The 15703-nt window shown below is 67.4% G+C and carries 14 protein-coding genes; all 14 read right to left on the bottom strand.

Features of this window, described 5'->3' with window-relative positions; all coding sequences use genetic code 11:
- Positions 1 to 4: 4 nt before the first annotated feature.
- Positions 5 to 382, bottom strand: coding sequence for a hypothetical protein (locus QM806_RS02510; protein WP_005564948.1), 378 nt, complete (start codon positions 380 to 382; stop codon positions 5 to 7).
- A gap of 30 nt (positions 383 to 412) precedes the next feature.
- The gene (locus tag QM806_RS02505; RefSeq protein WP_005564949.1) at positions 413 to 1600 is read right to left on the bottom strand and encodes an MlaD family protein; all 1188 of its coding nucleotides are present in this window, start codon (positions 1598 to 1600) and stop codon (positions 413 to 415) included.
- Entirely contained in the window at positions 1597 to 2646 is a 1050-nt protein-coding gene (locus QM806_RS02500) for an MCE family protein (protein WP_005564950.1), read from the bottom strand. Before QM806_RS02500 ends, QM806_RS02505 begins: the two co-directional genes overlap by 4 nt.
- Positions 2643 to 3734, bottom strand: coding sequence for an MCE family protein (locus QM806_RS02495; RefSeq protein ID WP_043788885.1), 1092 nt, complete (start codon positions 3732 to 3734; stop codon positions 2643 to 2645). Before QM806_RS02495 ends, QM806_RS02500 begins: the two co-directional genes overlap by 4 nt.
- Complete coding sequence (locus tag QM806_RS02490; RefSeq protein WP_169694055.1) at positions 3731 to 4771, bottom strand: MCE family protein; 1041 nt, start codon at positions 4769 to 4771, stop codon at positions 3731 to 3733. The genes QM806_RS02495 and QM806_RS02490 overlap by 4 nt, the downstream gene beginning before the upstream one ends.
- Positions 4768 to 5784 (bottom strand): MCE family protein, encoded by a 1017-nt coding sequence (locus QM806_RS02485; protein WP_169694054.1) that lies wholly within the window; start codon positions 5782 to 5784, stop codon positions 4768 to 4770. The genes QM806_RS02490 and QM806_RS02485 overlap by 4 nt, the downstream gene beginning before the upstream one ends.
- Positions 5781 to 6833 carry an MCE family protein gene (locus QM806_RS02480; protein WP_169694053.1) on the bottom strand — a complete coding sequence of 351 codons (1053 nt, stop codon included), beginning with the start codon at positions 6831 to 6833 and terminating at the stop codon, positions 5781 to 5783. The genes QM806_RS02485 and QM806_RS02480 overlap by 4 nt, the downstream gene beginning before the upstream one ends.
- Positions 6833 to 7693, bottom strand: coding sequence for an MlaE family ABC transporter permease (locus tag QM806_RS02475; RefSeq protein WP_005564955.1), 861 nt, complete (start codon positions 7691 to 7693; stop codon positions 6833 to 6835). Before QM806_RS02475 ends, QM806_RS02480 begins: the two co-directional genes overlap by 1 nt.
- Complete coding sequence (locus tag QM806_RS02470; RefSeq protein ID WP_169694052.1) at positions 7693 to 8502, bottom strand: MlaE family ABC transporter permease; 810 nt, start codon at positions 8500 to 8502, stop codon at positions 7693 to 7695. The genes QM806_RS02475 and QM806_RS02470 overlap by 1 nt, the downstream gene beginning before the upstream one ends.
- 63 nt (positions 8503 to 8565) lie before the next feature.
- Positions 8566 to 10158: a fatty-acid--CoA ligase FadD5 gene (gene fadD5, locus QM806_RS02465; RefSeq protein ID WP_005564957.1), complete on the bottom strand. Its 1593-nt coding sequence runs from the start codon at positions 10156 to 10158 to the stop codon at positions 8566 to 8568.
- 126 nt (positions 10159 to 10284) lie between these two features.
- Entirely contained in the window at positions 10285 to 11076 is a 792-nt protein-coding gene (locus QM806_RS02460; protein WP_005564958.1) for an enoyl-CoA hydratase, read from the bottom strand.
- Positions 11073 to 12062 (bottom strand): NAD(P)H-dependent flavin oxidoreductase, encoded by a 990-nt coding sequence (locus tag QM806_RS02455; protein ID WP_169694051.1) that lies wholly within the window; start codon positions 12060 to 12062, stop codon positions 11073 to 11075. Before QM806_RS02455 ends, QM806_RS02460 begins: the two co-directional genes overlap by 4 nt.
- Complete coding sequence (locus QM806_RS02450) at positions 12063 to 14237, bottom strand: 3-hydroxyacyl-CoA dehydrogenase NAD-binding domain-containing protein (RefSeq protein WP_283290206.1); 2175 nt, start codon at positions 14235 to 14237, stop codon at positions 12063 to 12065.
- Between the two features lie 20 nt (positions 14238 to 14257).
- Positions 14258 to 15493, bottom strand: coding sequence for an acetyl-CoA C-acetyltransferase (locus tag QM806_RS02445; protein ID WP_169694902.1), 1236 nt, complete (start codon positions 15491 to 15493; stop codon positions 14258 to 14260).
- Positions 15494 to 15703: the final 210 nt, after the last annotated feature.

The following is a 15703-nucleotide window of genomic DNA, read 5'->3' as shown; positions in this document are numbered from 1 at the left end:
GACGTCAGAAGAATCTGATGCCGGCCAACCGGCGACGCGCCGCGGTCGCGGGGGTCAGTAGCCAGTCGACCGTCTCGACGATCCGGCCGACGCGCAGGAGTAGCTCGTCGAGGTCCTGTTCGGTGGCCGCCAGCGACCCGACGACGCCGTCCACCGACCGGACCGTGCCGGCGAAGGTGTCGAGCCCATCGGCGAACTTGTCCAGCAACGCGTCGAACCTGCCCAGCACACGGGTGAATTCGTCGAGGGACGTCCCGATCTCGTGTGCCACGCCGTCGACGCGGCTGATCGTGACGTCGGCATTGAGTGCGGCCTGAGTGAGCCTCCTGATACGGCCGGCCGTGTCGACGCCGCCCGCCGCCTCACCCGTCGGTTTACTCATCGATGTTCTCTCCTCGGCTCGTGCACGGACCTAGCGCGGGGTGTGCCCGGTGAGTGGCGGCTCGATCACCAGCGGATCGTCCGCAGCCGGTGGTCCGTAGACGCCGCCGTTCCTCGTCGCGTTCTCCTGACCCAGGTCGTCCGGTCGTGGCACGTTCACGGCACCCCGCTGCTCCAGGTACTGCTGCGACTGGCACGTCCAGTCCAGAGCGGGCTGACTCGGTTCCGCGTCGGTCACCAGACGGCGCGGGGCGTCGTAGACGCACATCGGTCCCTGCGTTCCGACCAGGAGTAGGTCGGCGAGTCCGCCCTTCTCGATCGACGCGATCTTCGGCAGCGCGCCGGGCATGATCGTCAGGCCGTAGTCGAGGGAGGGTGTGCGGTCACCGACGATCTGGGTGGGGAGAACCAGATTCGCCATCAGCGCGCCCAGTGAGTCCCGATTTCCGGACAGCAACGCGTCCAGGCTCGCCATCGTCTGCGGCGAGCGTCCGAGCAGGTCGACGAGGGCGGAATCGTGGGCCCGCAATTGCTCGAGGACGTTCCGCGCCGTACTCGCCGATTCCGGCAGAGCCGCGGTGAGACCGTCCGCCGTGTCCAGGAGCGGCATGCCCTTGTTCACGATGGTCGACAGTGCGTCGGTGCGGGTTTCGAGTGTCCGGGCGATGTCGGCGGAACCGTCGAGCAGGTTCTGCAGGTCCGGTCCCGTGCCCCCGAAGGCGGTGCCGAACGTGTCGGCCAGCGAGGACAGAGCGGTGACGTCCATCGAGTTCACGAGGTCCGTGGTCTCGACGAGGGTCGCGTCGAGCGAGCGCGGGATTCCCTCCTCCGGAACCTCGACGACGTCTCCGTCCGCGAGGTACGGCGGGTCCGCGCCGTCGGGCATGATGTCGAGCGCCTGGATGCCGATCGCGTTCTCGGTGGTGATCTTCGCGGTCGAACCGGCCGGCACCTGCATACCGGGATGCAGTTCGATGCCGAGGACGACGCCCGTCCCTCCGGGGTTCACGTCGACGGAGCTGATTGTGCCCACTCCGACGCCGCGATAGTTGACGGACGCTCCCTGGGCGAGGCCCGCGGCGTGGTCGAGCCGGGCACTCAGGTGAATGGGAGTTCCGAACGTGTCCGGGCCCGCGACGTACCGCAGCCCGAACAGAATCGCGGCGATCGAGATCACGAGGAACAGGACCAGCTGCGCCACCACGTGACGTGTCATCATCGGACGCCTCCGCCGAGTACCTCGGGCAGCGTGCGGGCTTCCGGCACCTCGAGCGGAGCCGATCCGGTGAGCAGCTTGGCGATGACGGCGGTGACGTCGAACGTTCCGTCGAACGTCGTGTAATCGCCCGGTGTGGCCGCGGCGAATCCACCCAGGAACGTCGCCACCGAATTCAGTGTCGGCGCGAGTTGTGACTCGAACCCGTCGAGCGCCGTGAGTACGGCCCCCGCGTCGCTGATCTCGGCCGACAATTCGGATCCGGCGCTGCCGAGGACGTGCTGCGCCTCGCGGCTGAGACGGGACGCCTCCCCCATCAGCGCGACGATCTGATCTCGTTGCGACACCAGGAGATCCACCGCCGGCACCAGACCGGTCATCGCCCGGTCGAGGATCGGTTGCCCGGCAGCGAGTTCCGCTGCGAAGGCATTGGACGCCACCATCGCCCGGTCGAGTTCGTCCCGGTGGTCGTCGACGACCCCCAGCGTGTCGTTCAGCATGTCCACCAGTTCCCGGACCTTGTCCGAGCGGCCCGTGAAGGCGACGGTCAATTCGTTCATGATGGCGTGCATCTGGTCGATGCCGCTGCCGTTCAGCACGGTGGCCAGCGCGGCCAGGCCGCTCTCGATGTCGGGACCGCGCGACGTCCGATCCAGTGGGATGGTGTCGCCCTCGCTCATCGGCGCGCCCGCCGCGTCCCCGACGTCGAGCCGGACGAAGGGATTGCCGAGGGCCGTGGGCAATTCGATCCGGGCCGTCGCATCCTGCGGTATCGGGACGTCGTCGCGGATCCGCATCTCGATGTGAGCGGTGAAGTCCCGGGTCGACACGTCCGAGACGCGGCCCACCACCTCCTGGCCCACCCGGACCTCGGCGCCCGGGACGACGCGATCGACTCCGTCGAACTGCGCGGAGATCTGATACGACGGACCTTCCGGCGAACGGCCCACCGACAGATCCTGCAGGCTCAGCGAACACCCTGCGGCGGGCAGCATCACACCGACGATCAGTGCCGCCGTCAGCGACTTCGTTCTCGTCCGGATCGTCATCGTCCTCCGACCATGAGTTCGCGCAGCCCGAACGGGTCGGACATGCTGGGCGGAAACTGAATCGGGTTGGTGATTCCCGCTCCTCGGCAGAGGATCGGATCGACCACCGCGCAGAGCGGGGACGTCGGCTCGGCTTGCGCCAGGTTCGTGGAGATGTTCAGTCTGATGCGGGCACGCTGGTCCGGAGTGACCGCACGCTGGATGTTGTCGATCAGCAAGGGCACCAGGTCCATGATCTCGGCGAGGTCGGTGTCGTGCCTCTGCAGCACCTCGCTCACGCCCGCGAGGTTGTCGATGCCGGCGGCGACGTCGCCGCCCCTGGCGGACACGAGTTGGTCGATCTGGTTCAGGAGCGCGGACAACTGGTTCACCGTGTCGCCGATCGCGAACTTCTGGCCGGCGAACTCGTCCCCGATCGCGGTGAGCGAACCGGCCAGTGAATCGACCTGCGCCTGACGCGACGAGATCGTGTTCACGAGCACCTCGAGGTTGTCGACGAGCGCTCCGACATCCGCACTGTTGCCCGCGACCACCGAACTCGCCTGCGACAGTGTGCGGATGGCGTCGTTCATCGCGGGACCGAGGCCGTCCGTCGACGCGGCGGCAGCGGAGATCGCGGCGCCGGCGTCGCCTCCGTCCGGGCCGAGCGCCTTCACGACGGTGTCGACGCTGTCCATCAGCTGGTCCCAGGTGATGGGCGAATGACTGCGTTCGGGTGGAATGGTCTGCCCACTCTCGAACACCGGGCCGCCGGTGTACGCGGGACCGAGTTCGACGAAGCGCTCACCGATCGCGGACGTCACCAGCACGTACGCGTTCGCGTCCGCGGGGAGCACGACGTCCGACGCGACGGACATCGTGACCATCACGGTCGCGCCTCTCGGCTCGACCACCTCGACGGTGCCGACCGGAACCCCGAGCACCGAGACCGTGGTGCCGGGGAACACGCCGTTGACGTAGCCGAATTCGGAATGCACGACAGTGGACGACGTGCGGAAGATCAGCAGCCAGCCGGCCACGACGACCGCCACCACGAGGGCGAGCACGCCGCCGATCCCGGCGGCCCGGCGCGCGATGCCCGCGTTCACGAGCACCCCGTGATCAGCCCGACGACGCAGAGCAGGTTGTCGGCGATCACGGCCGACGGCGCCGAGACGTCGGCCCAGTCGCCGGTTCCGGTCGCGTTCACGAGTGCCCTCGCGGCCGGTGCACCCGTGGTCAGGAGCGCGTCGAGGTTCGCGAGGTTCGCCTGCAACCGGTCCGTCACCTGCCTCGCGTTCGCGAGCAGTGAATCCAGCTCGGCGGTGTTCTCACCCAGGAACTGAGATGCCTGTGCGACGAGCGCCTGGAGATCGTCGACCATCTGGCGGATGGCCGCACGCCGGGTGGCGAGCGTGTTCATCACGACGTCCGCATTACCGAGCAGGGTGGTGAGCTGATCCTGCTGACCGACCAGCACGTCCGTGAGGGTCCGCGAGCTGTCGAGCAGCTGCGTCACCTGGTCGGCGTTCTTCGCCAGGATCGCGGACGCCGCACTCACACCCGCCAGTGCCTCCCGGTTCAGGTTCGCGTCCTGCGGCAACGTCTCCGTCACGACAGCGAGCATCTTCTGCAGTCCCCCGAGGTCGAGTTCGTCCGCCGTCTCGATCGCGGACGACCCGATGTCGTCGAGCGAGTACGGGACGCTGGTGCGGCGGAGTGGAATCACCCCGTCGTCCCCCAGGTCTCCCGGCCCCGACGGCGCCACGTCCAGATATCGCTTGCCGAGGATGGTCGACAGCTTCACTCCCGCGGACGTCGTCGATCCGAGGTGACGCTCACCGTCGAGCCGGAAGTGCACGACCACGTGATCGCCCGCCAGGTCCACTGCGGTCACCCGGCCGGCGGGGACACCCGCCACGTACACGTAGTCCGAATCGGTCAGGCCCGCAGCGTTCGCGAGTTCGGCCGTGTAACCGTCGGTCTGCACCGCGAAGCTCACCCGCGGGATCACCAGAACCAGCGCCAGCGCCAGCGTTGCCGCGAGGATTCCGGCAATCCCGACGATCAGCGGGTTGACGGGGCGCACTCGCTGATTCCCGGCCAGCGAGTCCCAGACGTCGCGCACCTTCTCGGTGACACTCATTGGCAGTACCTCGAATGCAGGTCGGGACCGAGGACACCTTCGCGACCGTCGACGTTGACGATGAAGGTGCACAGGTAGATGTTGAGCCACGAGCCGTACGAGCCCGAGCGGTCGACGGACGAGAAGAACTCCGGCATGGCGACCATCAGGTGATCGAATTCCGGGTTGGCGCCCAGCATCGCCCCCGTCAGCGAATCGAGCCGTTCCACGGTGCGGCTGAGCTCCGGGACGCGGCCGTCCACGATCTGCAGCGCCGAGCGGCTCACCGCCGCACTCTGATCGAGGGTGTCCATGAGCACCTCGTTGTTCTCGGCGAGCATTCCGGTGAACTGGGTGAGGCTGTCGACGAGGTGGGACAGCTCGGGACCCCGCGCCGCCGCCGTGCCCACCACCACCTCGAGGTTTCGGATGAGATCACCGATCAGCTGATCGTGATTTGCCAGGTTGCCGGTGACGTCCGCCACCCGGCGCAGCAGAGTTTCCATGCTCGTCTTCCTGCCGTCGAACACGGCGACGACTTCGGTGGCGAGTGCGTTGACCTGTTTCGGGTCGATGGCGTCGAACAGTGGCTTGAATCCGTTGAAGAGACTGGTGAGATCGAGTGCGGGCGACGTTCGGTCGAGCGGGATCGTGTCGCCCTCCTCGAGCGTGCCCTGGCCCGACGGCCCGGCCGCGAGATCGAGATACCGGACCCCCAGCAGGTCGCCGTATCGGATGGCGACGGTGGTGTCGGCGGGAAGTACCTGATCGCGCTGCACCTCGAAGTCCACCAGGGCGGTGGCACTTCCGGCGTCGCCGTCGACGATGTCGATCGAATCGACGCGTCCCACCCGCACGCCGGCGATGGTGACGTCGCTGCCGGGAGTGACCCCCTGGGCGTCGGTGAACAACGCCGTGTACGTCACGGTGTGCCCCTCGACCGGCACTCGCAGAGTGTTCACCACGAGCACTGCCGAGAGGATGCCGAGGACGGCGAAGATCGCCAGTTTGATTGCCGAGTTCCGGACGCTCATCCTCCGCCACCTCCCCCGCAGTTCGGTCCGTCCATGCCGGGATACCGCGGGCAGTCGGCCGACGTGTAGGGCCGCGGGTTGGACAGGTCCGCGGCAACGCGGACCGCGAACTTGCCGGTGGAGAAGACGGCGGCGCCGGCCTCGCCGAACGGGCCTGCCTCGTCGAGGGTGGCCCGCAGCAGATCGGACTTGCTGGCCATGGCGCCCAGGGTCGGCGAGACGTTCAGGGCCACCGCGATCATGTTGTCCGCGTTCTGTTCCAGGACGTCGCCGGAGTTCCTCGACACGACGAGTGAGGCGGCGAGGAAACCGGTGAAGCTGTCGGTGTTCTCGACGAGAGTGCTCGACAGAGACACCGCCGCGTCCATGGTGGCGAGGACGTCCGGTGCGGCCGCGGCCAGCTGCTCACTGATCCGGGCGATCTGCGGCGCCCGCTCCGCGACCGACTCGACGAGAGGCGCGGTCGACGTCGCCACCGTGTGGAGGCTGTCGATGGTGTGCCCCAGCTGCTCGCCGCGGCCACGCAACGCGTCCGCGACGGCACTGAGTGCGGCCTGCATCTGCTCCGGCTTCACCCGCGACAGCATGTCGTAGACCTTCGAGTACAGGTCGTACATCTGGACGGTCTCGGCCGAGGTGTCGGGTTGCAGCCGCGCGCCGGCCTCGAGTCGGGCGCCGCCGGTTCCGGCGGTCGACACCAGCTCCACGGTCTGGTCACCGAACAGCGTGCGGGGCACGACCCGCACCTGCACGGACGCCGGGATGTGACGCATCTGTTCCGGGCGGAGACTGATGTCCATGCCGGTCTCGTTCATTCCGGGGTCGACACTCGACACGGTCCCCACGGTCGCCCCCTTGTAGGACACCGTGGTGTGCGACTTCACGGCACCGGCGTCGGCCGGAAGCGTCGCTGTCACCACCGGATCGGTGACGATCGCACCGGTGCCGAAACCGACCAGCAATGCCGATCCCAGGATCAGGACGGCCACTCCGATCACCCCCCGCACGGCGAGTGCGCCGTTGCCCGGTCCCCCCGGACGGCCGCGCATCACGGCAACCCCAGTGCGGGGGCGGACGGGACGAGGCCCCACAGCGAGAGCGTCAGGAGCAGGTCGACGATGCCGATGGCGAGGATGCTGGTACGCAAGGCGCGTCCGGCCGCACGGCCGACGCCCTCGGGGCCGCCGTACGCGTGGTACCCGTACGAGCAATGGACGAGCGCGATGATCGTCGCGAACACGACAGCCTTGACGAAGGAGTACACGACGTCGGTGGGGGTGAGCATGAGATGGAAGTAGTAGTCGTAGGTTCCGGCCGACTGCCCGCCGAATGTGACGATCACCAGCCGCGAAGCGAGGTACGACGACAGCAGGCCGACGATGTACAACGGGATCACACAGATCAGGCACGAGACGAGTCGTGTGCTCGCGAGGAACGGCAGCGACCGGATCGCCATCGCATCCAGCGCACTGATCTCCTCCGAGATTCGCATGGCGCCGAGCTGGGCGGTGAACCCGGTTCCGACCTTCGCCGCGAGCGCGATGCTGGCGATCACGGGCGCCAGTTCGCGGGTGTTGAGGATCGCCGACAGGAGTCCGGACAGGGATCCCATACCGAGCAGGTCCAGTCCGCGCAGCCCCTCGATGCCCACCTGCGTCGCGGCGACGGCGGACATCGCGAAGACGACGCCGATCGCGCCGCCGCCGGCGAGCAGCGTGGCACCGCCGAAACTGATGTCGCCGATCTGCCGCATGATGTGCCGCCAGTACTTGACGATCGCGAGGGGAATTCCAGCGATCACATTGCCGTAGAACGTGAATTCCCGGCCCAGCCCCGTCATCAGGTCGAGGGGCTGGCGGGCCCGGGTCCGCACCCAGTGCCCGGCGGGCCATCTGGCACTCACGACCATCAGTAACCACCTACCGGGACGACGAGAACGGAATAGAGCTGACTGAGCACCGTGTTGACGATGAAGACCAGGATGAAGGCCAGGACGACGGCCTCGTTGACGGCGTCGGCGACACCGCTGGGTCCGCCCTTGGCGTGCAGCCCCTTGAAACTGGCGACGAGCGCCGATGTCACCGCGAACGCCATCGATTTGACGAGGGCGACCACGAAATCCGACAACCGCGTGTACTGGGACAGTGCGGTGAGAAAGCTTCCCGCCGAATTGTTCTGGACGACCACCTGGAAGAGGAAGCAGGCCGACACTCCGACGGCGGTGACCATCGCGCACAGTGCGACGCCGACGATCACCGCCGCGAGCACTCGCGGGACGACGAGCCGCTCGATCACGTTGAGCCCGAGGACCTCCATGGCCTCGACCTCTTCGCGGATCGTCCGCGAGCCGAGGTCGGCGCAGATCGCGGACCCTCCGACCCCGGCCAGCATCAGCGCGCAGACCAGGGCGGACGCCTGCCCGACGATCACGAACCCCACGACCGCCCCGGTGTACCCCTCGGCGCCGAGCTGACCGGCGAGGCTACCGATCGTGACCGCGATGAGGACTCCGATGGGGATCATCAACAGCAGGGCGGGCGCCGACGTGACCGACGCGATCCGCCAGGCCTGGTCCAGCAGTTCCCGCCAGGCCAGCTTGCGCCGCACCAGAACTCGCACCGCGGCCACCGTAGTCGCGATCGAGAATCCGATGAGTGCGCCGACTTCGTTGGCGAAATGACTCACGGGCCCTTTGGCGGGTGGCAACTCGAATGTCACGCGGTCCTCCCCCGTTGCCGGTCACCGCAGAGCGGCGACCGGCTCGAGATGTTCGATACGGGGTCAGACGACCGCGACGCCGGTTGCGCCGTGGGCCTTTCGGAGCTCGCCTTTGACGACCTTGCCGCTGGCGTTGCGGGGCAGTGCGTCGACGATCACGACGTCTTTCGGGTGCTTGTACCGGGCAAGCTTGTCGTCGAGCCACGCCGCGAGTTCTTCCACGGTCAGGTCGGATCCCTCGTCGTCGAGTGCGACGACGGCGACGGGCACCTCGGTCCACTTGGGATCGGGCCTGCCCACGACGGCGGCCTCCCGGATCCGCGGGTGTCCGAACAGGACGTTCTCCACCTCGGCGCAGTAGATGTTCTCGCCGCCGGAGATGATCATGTCCTTCTTTCTGTCGACGACGTAGACGAATCCTTCGTCGTCCTGCCGCACCAGATCTCCGGAGTGGAACCACCCACCGGCGAACGCATCCGCCGTGGCGGCCGGGTTCTGCCAGTACTCGAGCATCATCGTCGGTCCGCGGTAGACGATTTCGCCGACGGTCCCGGGTGCGACGTCGTTCATGTCGTCGTCCACGACGCGCGTCTGGATCGTCGGGATCGGTTTGCCCACCGAGCCCAGCTTGCGGATCGCGTCGTCCCCGTCGAGGACGCAGGTGATGGGCGACATCTCGGTCTGCCCGAACACGGCGACGATGAGCGCCCGCGGGAACGTGTCCGCCATGGCGCGCAGCACCGTATCCGATGCGGGCGCCGCACCCCAGCTGATGACGCGAAGGGCGAGGTCGCGACCCCGGACGGTCGGGTCGGCGCAGACGGCCTGCCACTGCACCGGCACGAGGAACACCGTCGTGATCCGCTCCTGCTCCCACACGTCGAGCATCTCGGTGGGGTTGAACGCCTTGAGCGGGTGAATCACCGTGGTACCGCCCAGCATCAGCATCGGGGCGACGGAACCGAGAGCTGCCACGTGGAAGACGGGGGACGCGAGGAACCCGATGTCGTCGCCGCGGTCGTAGCGCATCGCGCGGATACAGGTGATGGACTGTCCGACCATGTTCGAGTGCGACAGCACCGCACCCTTGGGTGTACCCGTCGTTCCGGACGTGTAGAGAATCAGGGACGGTGTGTCCTCGGGCAGATCGACGGGTGCATACGCCGGGCCGGCCTCCGACACGAGTTCTTCGTAACCGAGCACGCCGGCTTCCGAGTCGGCGCCGATGTTCACGACCAGGCTCAGTTCGGGAACGTCCTGACGCACCGCCGCGACCAGCGGTGCGAGCGCGGGCTCGGTGAACACCGCACGAGCCCCGCAGTCACGGGCGATGAACGCGACCTCGGGCGGGGTGAGCCGGAAGTTGACGGGGACCGCGATGGCACCGAGGGCATTGATCGCGAGAACCGCTTCGAAGAATTCGGTGCGGTTGAGGGTGAGCAGCAGAACACGGTCGCCGAAGTTCACACCGCGGCGGGACAGCGCGCCGGCGAGCGCCTCCGATCGGTCGTGCAATTCGCGCCAGGTCGTACTGTGGCCGAGAAAGCGGAACGCGGCCTGATCGGGCTTCATCTCCGCGTGCGACGCAACCCAGTTGTTCCAGTGGTTGCGGCGGGATTGCAGTGGCTGCTCCAGCAGCTCGCTACGTGACGACATGTGGTGGTGGTCCCTTCGCTGCACTCGTGCCCGGCGCCCGTCCGTCCGTTCGGACCTGCACCGAGCTGTGACGAGTATTACAGATCTCGACGTCTATCGGAACAGTCTTGTTAACCGCAATTCGCATCAGCTCCGGAAGTTCGGAGCGCGTTTCGCGAGCATCGCGGTGACGCCTTCGACGAAGTCGGGGGCCTGCAGCAGTTCCGCCTGGCCCGCCTTCTCGCGGTCGAGTGATGCGTCCAGAGCTGTGAGCGTCGCTGCGGTGAGTGCCCGCTTGGTGAGTTCGATGGCCCGCCTCGGACCACGAGCGAGCCGGGCCGCCACGGCATCGACGTGCGCGGCGAGTTCGTCCGGAGGAAGGACGCCGGCGATCAGTCCGTCCCGCTCCGCCTGTGCGGCGGGTAAGCGCTCTCCGAGGAGAGCCATCCGGGTAGCCCGTGCCCGGCCGATGGACGCCGCGATCAGCGCGCTGGAACCGCCGTCGGGCATCAACCCGATGTTGACGAACGCGAGGAGTAGATAGGCATTCTCGGAGGCATATGTCAGGTCAGCCGTCAGAGCGATGGACGCCCCGACGCCCGCGGCCGCCCCGTTCACCTGAGCGATGACCGGGACCGGCAACTCGACGATGGCACGAACCACCCTGTTGGCGGAGTCCATCACCACCTCCGCGGTCGCTTCCCGGCCTCCGGCCGCGGCGGCCGCCGCGAGGTCCGCGCCCGTGCTGAACGCCTTGCCCGCCCCCGCGATGATCACGACGCGAACCGAGGAGTCCGTGGCGGCTGCGGTGAGCACGTCGCCCAGCGCCGTCATGTGTGCCAGGTCGAGGGCATTCATCCGGTCGGGGCGGTCGATCGTGATCCGGAGGACCCCGGCCTCGTTGACGACGCGCAGCCCGTCGACCGCCGGCGCGGTCACGACACCGCTCCGATGCGCGAGTCGACCGTGCGCGCGAGCCGCCCGGTGATGATCGATTCCGCCTCCGCGACCATCCGGGTCACGAGTTCGCGCACGGTCGGGATGTCGTCGATCAGGCCCTGACTCTGTCCCGCGGTCCAGATTCCGGCGTCGAGATCGCCCACTTCGAACACCGTGCGTCCCCGGGCTCCGGCGACGAGATGCTGGATGTCGGCGAATTCGCAGCCACGGGACTCGATGTCGACCACCTCGGCGCTGATCGCGTTGCTCGCGACGCGGGCGGTGTTGCGAAGGGATCGGAAGATGAGTTCGGTGTCGCGTTCGGTGTTGGCGACGATCTGTTCCTTGACGGCGTGTGCCACCGGGGATTCGACCGTGCACATGAATCGGGTGCCCATGTTCACGCCGTCGGCGCCGAGTGCGAGCGCGGCGACGAGGCCGCGCGCGTCCGCGATACCGCCGGACGCGATCACGGGGATCGTGAGCTTTCGGGTGGCGGCCGGGATCAGGATCAGGCCCGCGACGTCGTCCTCACCGGGGTGGCCTGCACATTCGAAGCCGTCGATGCTGACCGCGTCGACACCGACCTGTTCCGCCTTCACCGCGTGCCGCACGCTCGTGCACTTGTGGATCACCTTGATCCCCGCGTCCTTGAGGTGCGGGAGGTGGTCCACCGGATTGGAGCCGGCGGTCTCGACGATGCCGATTCCGGAATCGATGATCGCCTGGCGGTACTCGGCGTACGGCGGCGGGTTGATCGACGGGAGGATGGTGAGATTCACGCCGAACGGTTTGTCGGTGAGCTCCCGTGTGCGGGCGATCTCCGCGACGAGATGTTCGGGGGTCGGCTGGGTGAGCGCGGTGAGAAATCCGAGCGCTCCCGAATCGGCCACGGCCGCTACGAGTTCGGCACGGCCGACCCACATCATGCCACCCTGGACGATCGGGTGCTCGACACCGAAGGCCTCGGTGAATTTCGTCCTCATTCAGTTCACCTCTTCGAACGTGCCGCCGGTGGCGGCCTTGTCCAGCAGTAGTTGGGGTGGGAGGAATCGGTCCCCGTACCGCGCGGCGAGAAGCTGCGCCCGGGAGACGAATCCCTGGATCCCGCCCGGGTACTGGTCGATGTAGCGGGCCACGCCGCCCGTCCAGCCGGGGTAGCCGATGCCCAGAATGGAACCGACGTTGGCGTCGGTGGTCGATTCGAGCACCCCTTCTTCCAGGCAGCGGACCGTCTCGACGGCTTCGATGAAGAGCATCCGCTCCTTGATGTCCTCGAACGGAATCTCGGTGCGCGCACGGTCGCGCCGGAACGTCTCGAGCCCGGACCACAATCCGACGCGCTTACCGTCCGCGTATTCGTAGAAGCCGGCGCCCGTGGAGCGACCCTTGCGGCCGAACTCGTCGATCATGCGATCGACGACGGCATCCGCCGGATGTGGCTCCCAGGATTTCCCCTCGGCGAGTATCGCGGCCTTCGTCTCCTCGCGGATCTTGCGGGGCAGCGTGAGCGTCAGTTCGTCCATCAGCGCGAGGACAGGAGCGGGGTATCCGGCCTGCGACGCCGCCTGCTCGATCGACACCGGGGAGACGCCCTCGCCGAGCATCGCGATACCTTCGTTGGTGAACGTACCGATGACGCGGCTCGTGAAGAACCCGCGGCTGTCGTTGACGACGATCGGAGTCTTGCCGATCTGCCGGACCACGGCGAGCGCGCGTCCGAGCGCGTCGTCGCTCGTCTTCTCCCCCTTGATGATCTCGACAAGGGGCATCTTGTCGACCGGCGAGAAGAAGTGCAGGCCGATGAAGTCCTCGGTGCGCGAGACGTTTTCGCCGAGGAGGGTGATCGGCAATGTCGACGTGTTGGAGCAGAGCAGTGCGTCGGGCGCGATGAAGCCGTCGATCTCGGCGAACACCGTGTTCTTCACGGCCGGGTCCTCGAACACGGCCTCGATGACCAGCTGGGCGCCCGCAGTGTCGTCGGGCCTGTCGGTGGGGAGGATCCGCGCGAGGATCGATTCGGTCTTCTCGGGGGACGTCCGGCCCTTGGCGACCGCCTTGTCCAGAAGAGTCTTCGAGTAGCCCTTGCCCTTCTCGGCCGCGGCCAGGCTCACGTCCTTCAGCACCACGTTCATGCCCGACTTGGCACACACGTACGCGATGGCGGCGCCCATCATCCCGGCGCCGAGCACCGCGACCGTGCCGACGGGTACGCGGCCTGCTCCGTCGTACTGCTCGACCAGACTGTTGGCCTTCTGGAGGTCGAAGAAGAACGCGCGGATCATGTTCTTCGAGATCTGTCCCGTGGCCAGCCCGGCGAAGTAGCGGTTCTCGATCTTCTGAGCCGTGTCGAAGTCGACGAGCGCGCCTTCGACGGCAGCGCTCATGATCGCAATCGGAGCCGGATAGGGCGCGCCTTTGAGCTGTTTCCGCAGGTTGGCAGGGAATGCGGGAAGGTTCGCGGCCAGCGCCGGGGACGCGGGAGTTCCACCGGGAAGCCGGTACCCCTTCACATCCCACGGCTGCACTGCGTCGGGGTTGTCGGCGATCCACTTCTTCGCCGCGGGCACCAGGTGATCGACGTCGTCCACGAGCTGGTCGATCAGGCCGAGACCGTGCGCCTTCTCCGCGGTGTGACGCTGCCCCTGCAGGAGAACCTGGGTGAGAGCGGGGACGATTCCGAGCAGGCGCACCGTCCGGACGACGCCGCCCCCGCCGGGAAGGAGACCGAGCGTCACCTCGGGGAGTCCGATCTGCACGCCTGCGGCATTCAGCGCGATCCGATGGTGGGTGGCGAGTGCGATCTCGAGTCCGCCGCCCAGGGCGGCGCCGCCGATGGCCGCGACGACGGGTCTGCCCAGCGTCTCCAGCCTGCGGAGTGGTTCCTTGATGCGGTCGACGTTCGCCATCACCGCCTCGGCCTGTCCCGCGCGGGACTTCAGGATGTCGTTGAGGTCGCCGCCGGCGAAGAAGGTCTTCTTCGCGGAGGTGACCACGACCCCGGCGATGGTGTCGCGCTCGGCGGTCAAGCGGTCGACGACCTCGCCCAGGGACACGATGAACCCCTCGTTCATCGTGTTCGCGGACTGGGCGGGGTCGTCGAGAACGAGGGTGACGATTCCGTCGGCGTCCTTCTCGTACCGAATTGTGCTGTCAGTCATGCTGTTCGCTTCTCCTGTGGTCAGTGCTGGATGCGTTCGACGACTGTCGCGATGCCCATGCCCGCGCCGACGCACAGGGTGGCCAGGCCGTAACGCTTGCCCCGGCGTTCGAGTTCGTCGAGCAGCGTGCCGAGGATCATTGCGCCGGTGGCGCCCAGGGGGTGGCCCATCGCGATGGCGCCACCGTTCACGTTCACCTTGTCGAGCGGGATCTCGAGGTCCTTGGCGAACTTCAGCGCCACGGAGGCGAAGGCCTCGTTGATCTCGAACAGATCGATGTCGGAGACGTCGAGCCCGGCCTTCGCCAGTGCTTTGCGCGCCGAGGGCGCGGGACCGGTGAGCATGATCGTCGACTCGGAGCCGATGACTGCCGTGGACACGATTCCGCCGCGCGGCGCGAGGCCGGCGCGTTCGCCTGCTTCTGCGCTGCCGATGAGCATCAGGGAGGCACCGTCCACGATTCCGGACGAGTTGCCGGCGTGGTGGACATGGTCGATGCGCTCCACCCAGTGGTATTTCTGCAGTGCCACCGCGGAGAATCCGCCCTGCTCCCCGAGAGCGGCGAACGACGGCGTCAACGCCGACAGGCCCTCGACGGTGGCGCCGGGCCGCATGTGCTCGTCCCGGTCGAGGACGACGACACCGTTGCGGTCCCGTACCGGGACGACCGAGCGATCGAACCGCCCGTCGGCCCAGGCGTCGGCCGCCAGTCCCTGTGAGCGAACTGCGAACTCGTCGACCTGGCTGCGACCGAATCCCTCGATGGTCGCGATGAGATCGGCGCCGATCCCCTGCGGGACCATGTAGGTGTCGTAGTTTGTCGCCGGATCGAGTCCCCATGCACCGCCGTCCGATCCCATGGGCACCTTCGACATGGACTCGACGCCGCCCGCGAGAACGAAGTCTTCCCAGCCGGAGGCCACTTTCTGCGCGGCGAGGTTGACGGCCTCGAGACCGGAGGCACAGAAGCGGTTGATCTGGACACCCGCGACGGTCTCGGGCAGTCCGGCAGCCAGCGCCGCGACACGCGGAAGCACGCCGCCCTGTTCACCCAGCGGCGACACGATGCCGAGCACGATGTCGTCGATCAGTGCCGGGTCCAGACTCGGATTCCGGATCTGGATCTCCTCGATCAACCCGACCGCCAGGTCGATGGGCTTGGTGCCGTGGAGGGCACCGTTGCTCTTACCCCGTCCGCGAGGGGTTCTGATCGCGTCGAAGATCAATGCCTGCCCGCTCTGCCGGGTTGCACCCATGATCCAGCTACCTCCGATAGTTCGAAATGTGACATCCAGGAGCGCACGACCGTCAGGAGACCGCGGACACATGCGAATTGTCGTTAACTTATTCTGCGCGTTCCTCACGTGTCAATAGCTCTACGGCAACTCCGCAGCCAGATTCACCGGCATTTTCCGAGAATGTGGGGTGACGATTTCTCCGCAGGCGACCCTCAGCCGACCCGACGA

It is taken from the genome of Rhodococcus sp. IEGM 1351 (genome assembly GCF_030056875.1).
In the GTDB taxonomy this organism is placed as follows: Bacteria; Actinomycetota; Actinomycetes; order Mycobacteriales; family Mycobacteriaceae; genus Rhodococcus_F; species Rhodococcus_F opacus.
The sequence above is the reverse complement of the archived record's forward strand: the minus strand, read 5'-3'. Positions and strand labels throughout refer to the sequence as shown.

Excerpts from the sequence above, each read along its gene's own strand:
- QM806_RS02510 (WP_005564948.1), bottom strand. The coding sequence starts at position 382 with ATGAGTAAACCGACGGGTGAGGCGGCGGGCGGCGTCGACACGGCCGGC.
- QM806_RS02505 (WP_005564949.1), bottom strand. The coding sequence starts at position 1,600 with ATGATGACACGTCACGTGGTGGCGCAGCTGGTCCTGTTCCTCGTGATC.
- QM806_RS02500 (WP_005564950.1), bottom strand. The coding sequence starts at position 2,646 with ATGACGATCCGGACGAGAACGAAGTCGCTGACGGCGGCACTGATCGTC.
- QM806_RS02490 (WP_169694055.1), bottom strand. The coding sequence starts at position 4,771 with ATGAGTGTCACCGAGAAGGTGCGCGACGTCTGGGACTCGCTGGCCGGG.
- QM806_RS02485 (WP_169694054.1), bottom strand. The coding sequence starts at position 5,784 with ATGAGCGTCCGGAACTCGGCAATCAAACTGGCGATCTTCGCCGTCCTC.
- QM806_RS02480 (WP_169694053.1), bottom strand. The coding sequence starts at position 6,833 with ATGCGCGGCCGTCCGGGGGGACCGGGCAACGGCGCACTCGCCGTGCGG.
- QM806_RS02475 (WP_005564955.1), bottom strand. The coding sequence starts at position 7,693 with ATGGTCGTGAGTGCCAGATGGCCCGCCGGGCACTGGGTGCGGACCCGG.
- fadD5 (WP_005564957.1), bottom strand. The coding sequence starts at position 10,158 with ATGTCGTCACGTAGCGAGCTGCTGGAGCAGCCACTGCAATCCCGCCGC.
- QM806_RS02455 (WP_169694051.1), bottom strand. The coding sequence starts at position 12,062 with ATGAGGACGAAATTCACCGAGGCCTTCGGTGTCGAGCACCCGATCGTC.
- QM806_RS02450 (WP_283290206.1), bottom strand. The coding sequence starts at position 14,237 with ATGACTGACAGCACAATTCGGTACGAGAAGGACGCCGACGGAATCGTC.
- QM806_RS02445 (WP_169694902.1), bottom strand. The coding sequence starts at position 15,493 with ATGGGTGCAACCCGGCAGAGCGGGCAGGCATTGATCTTCGACGCGATC.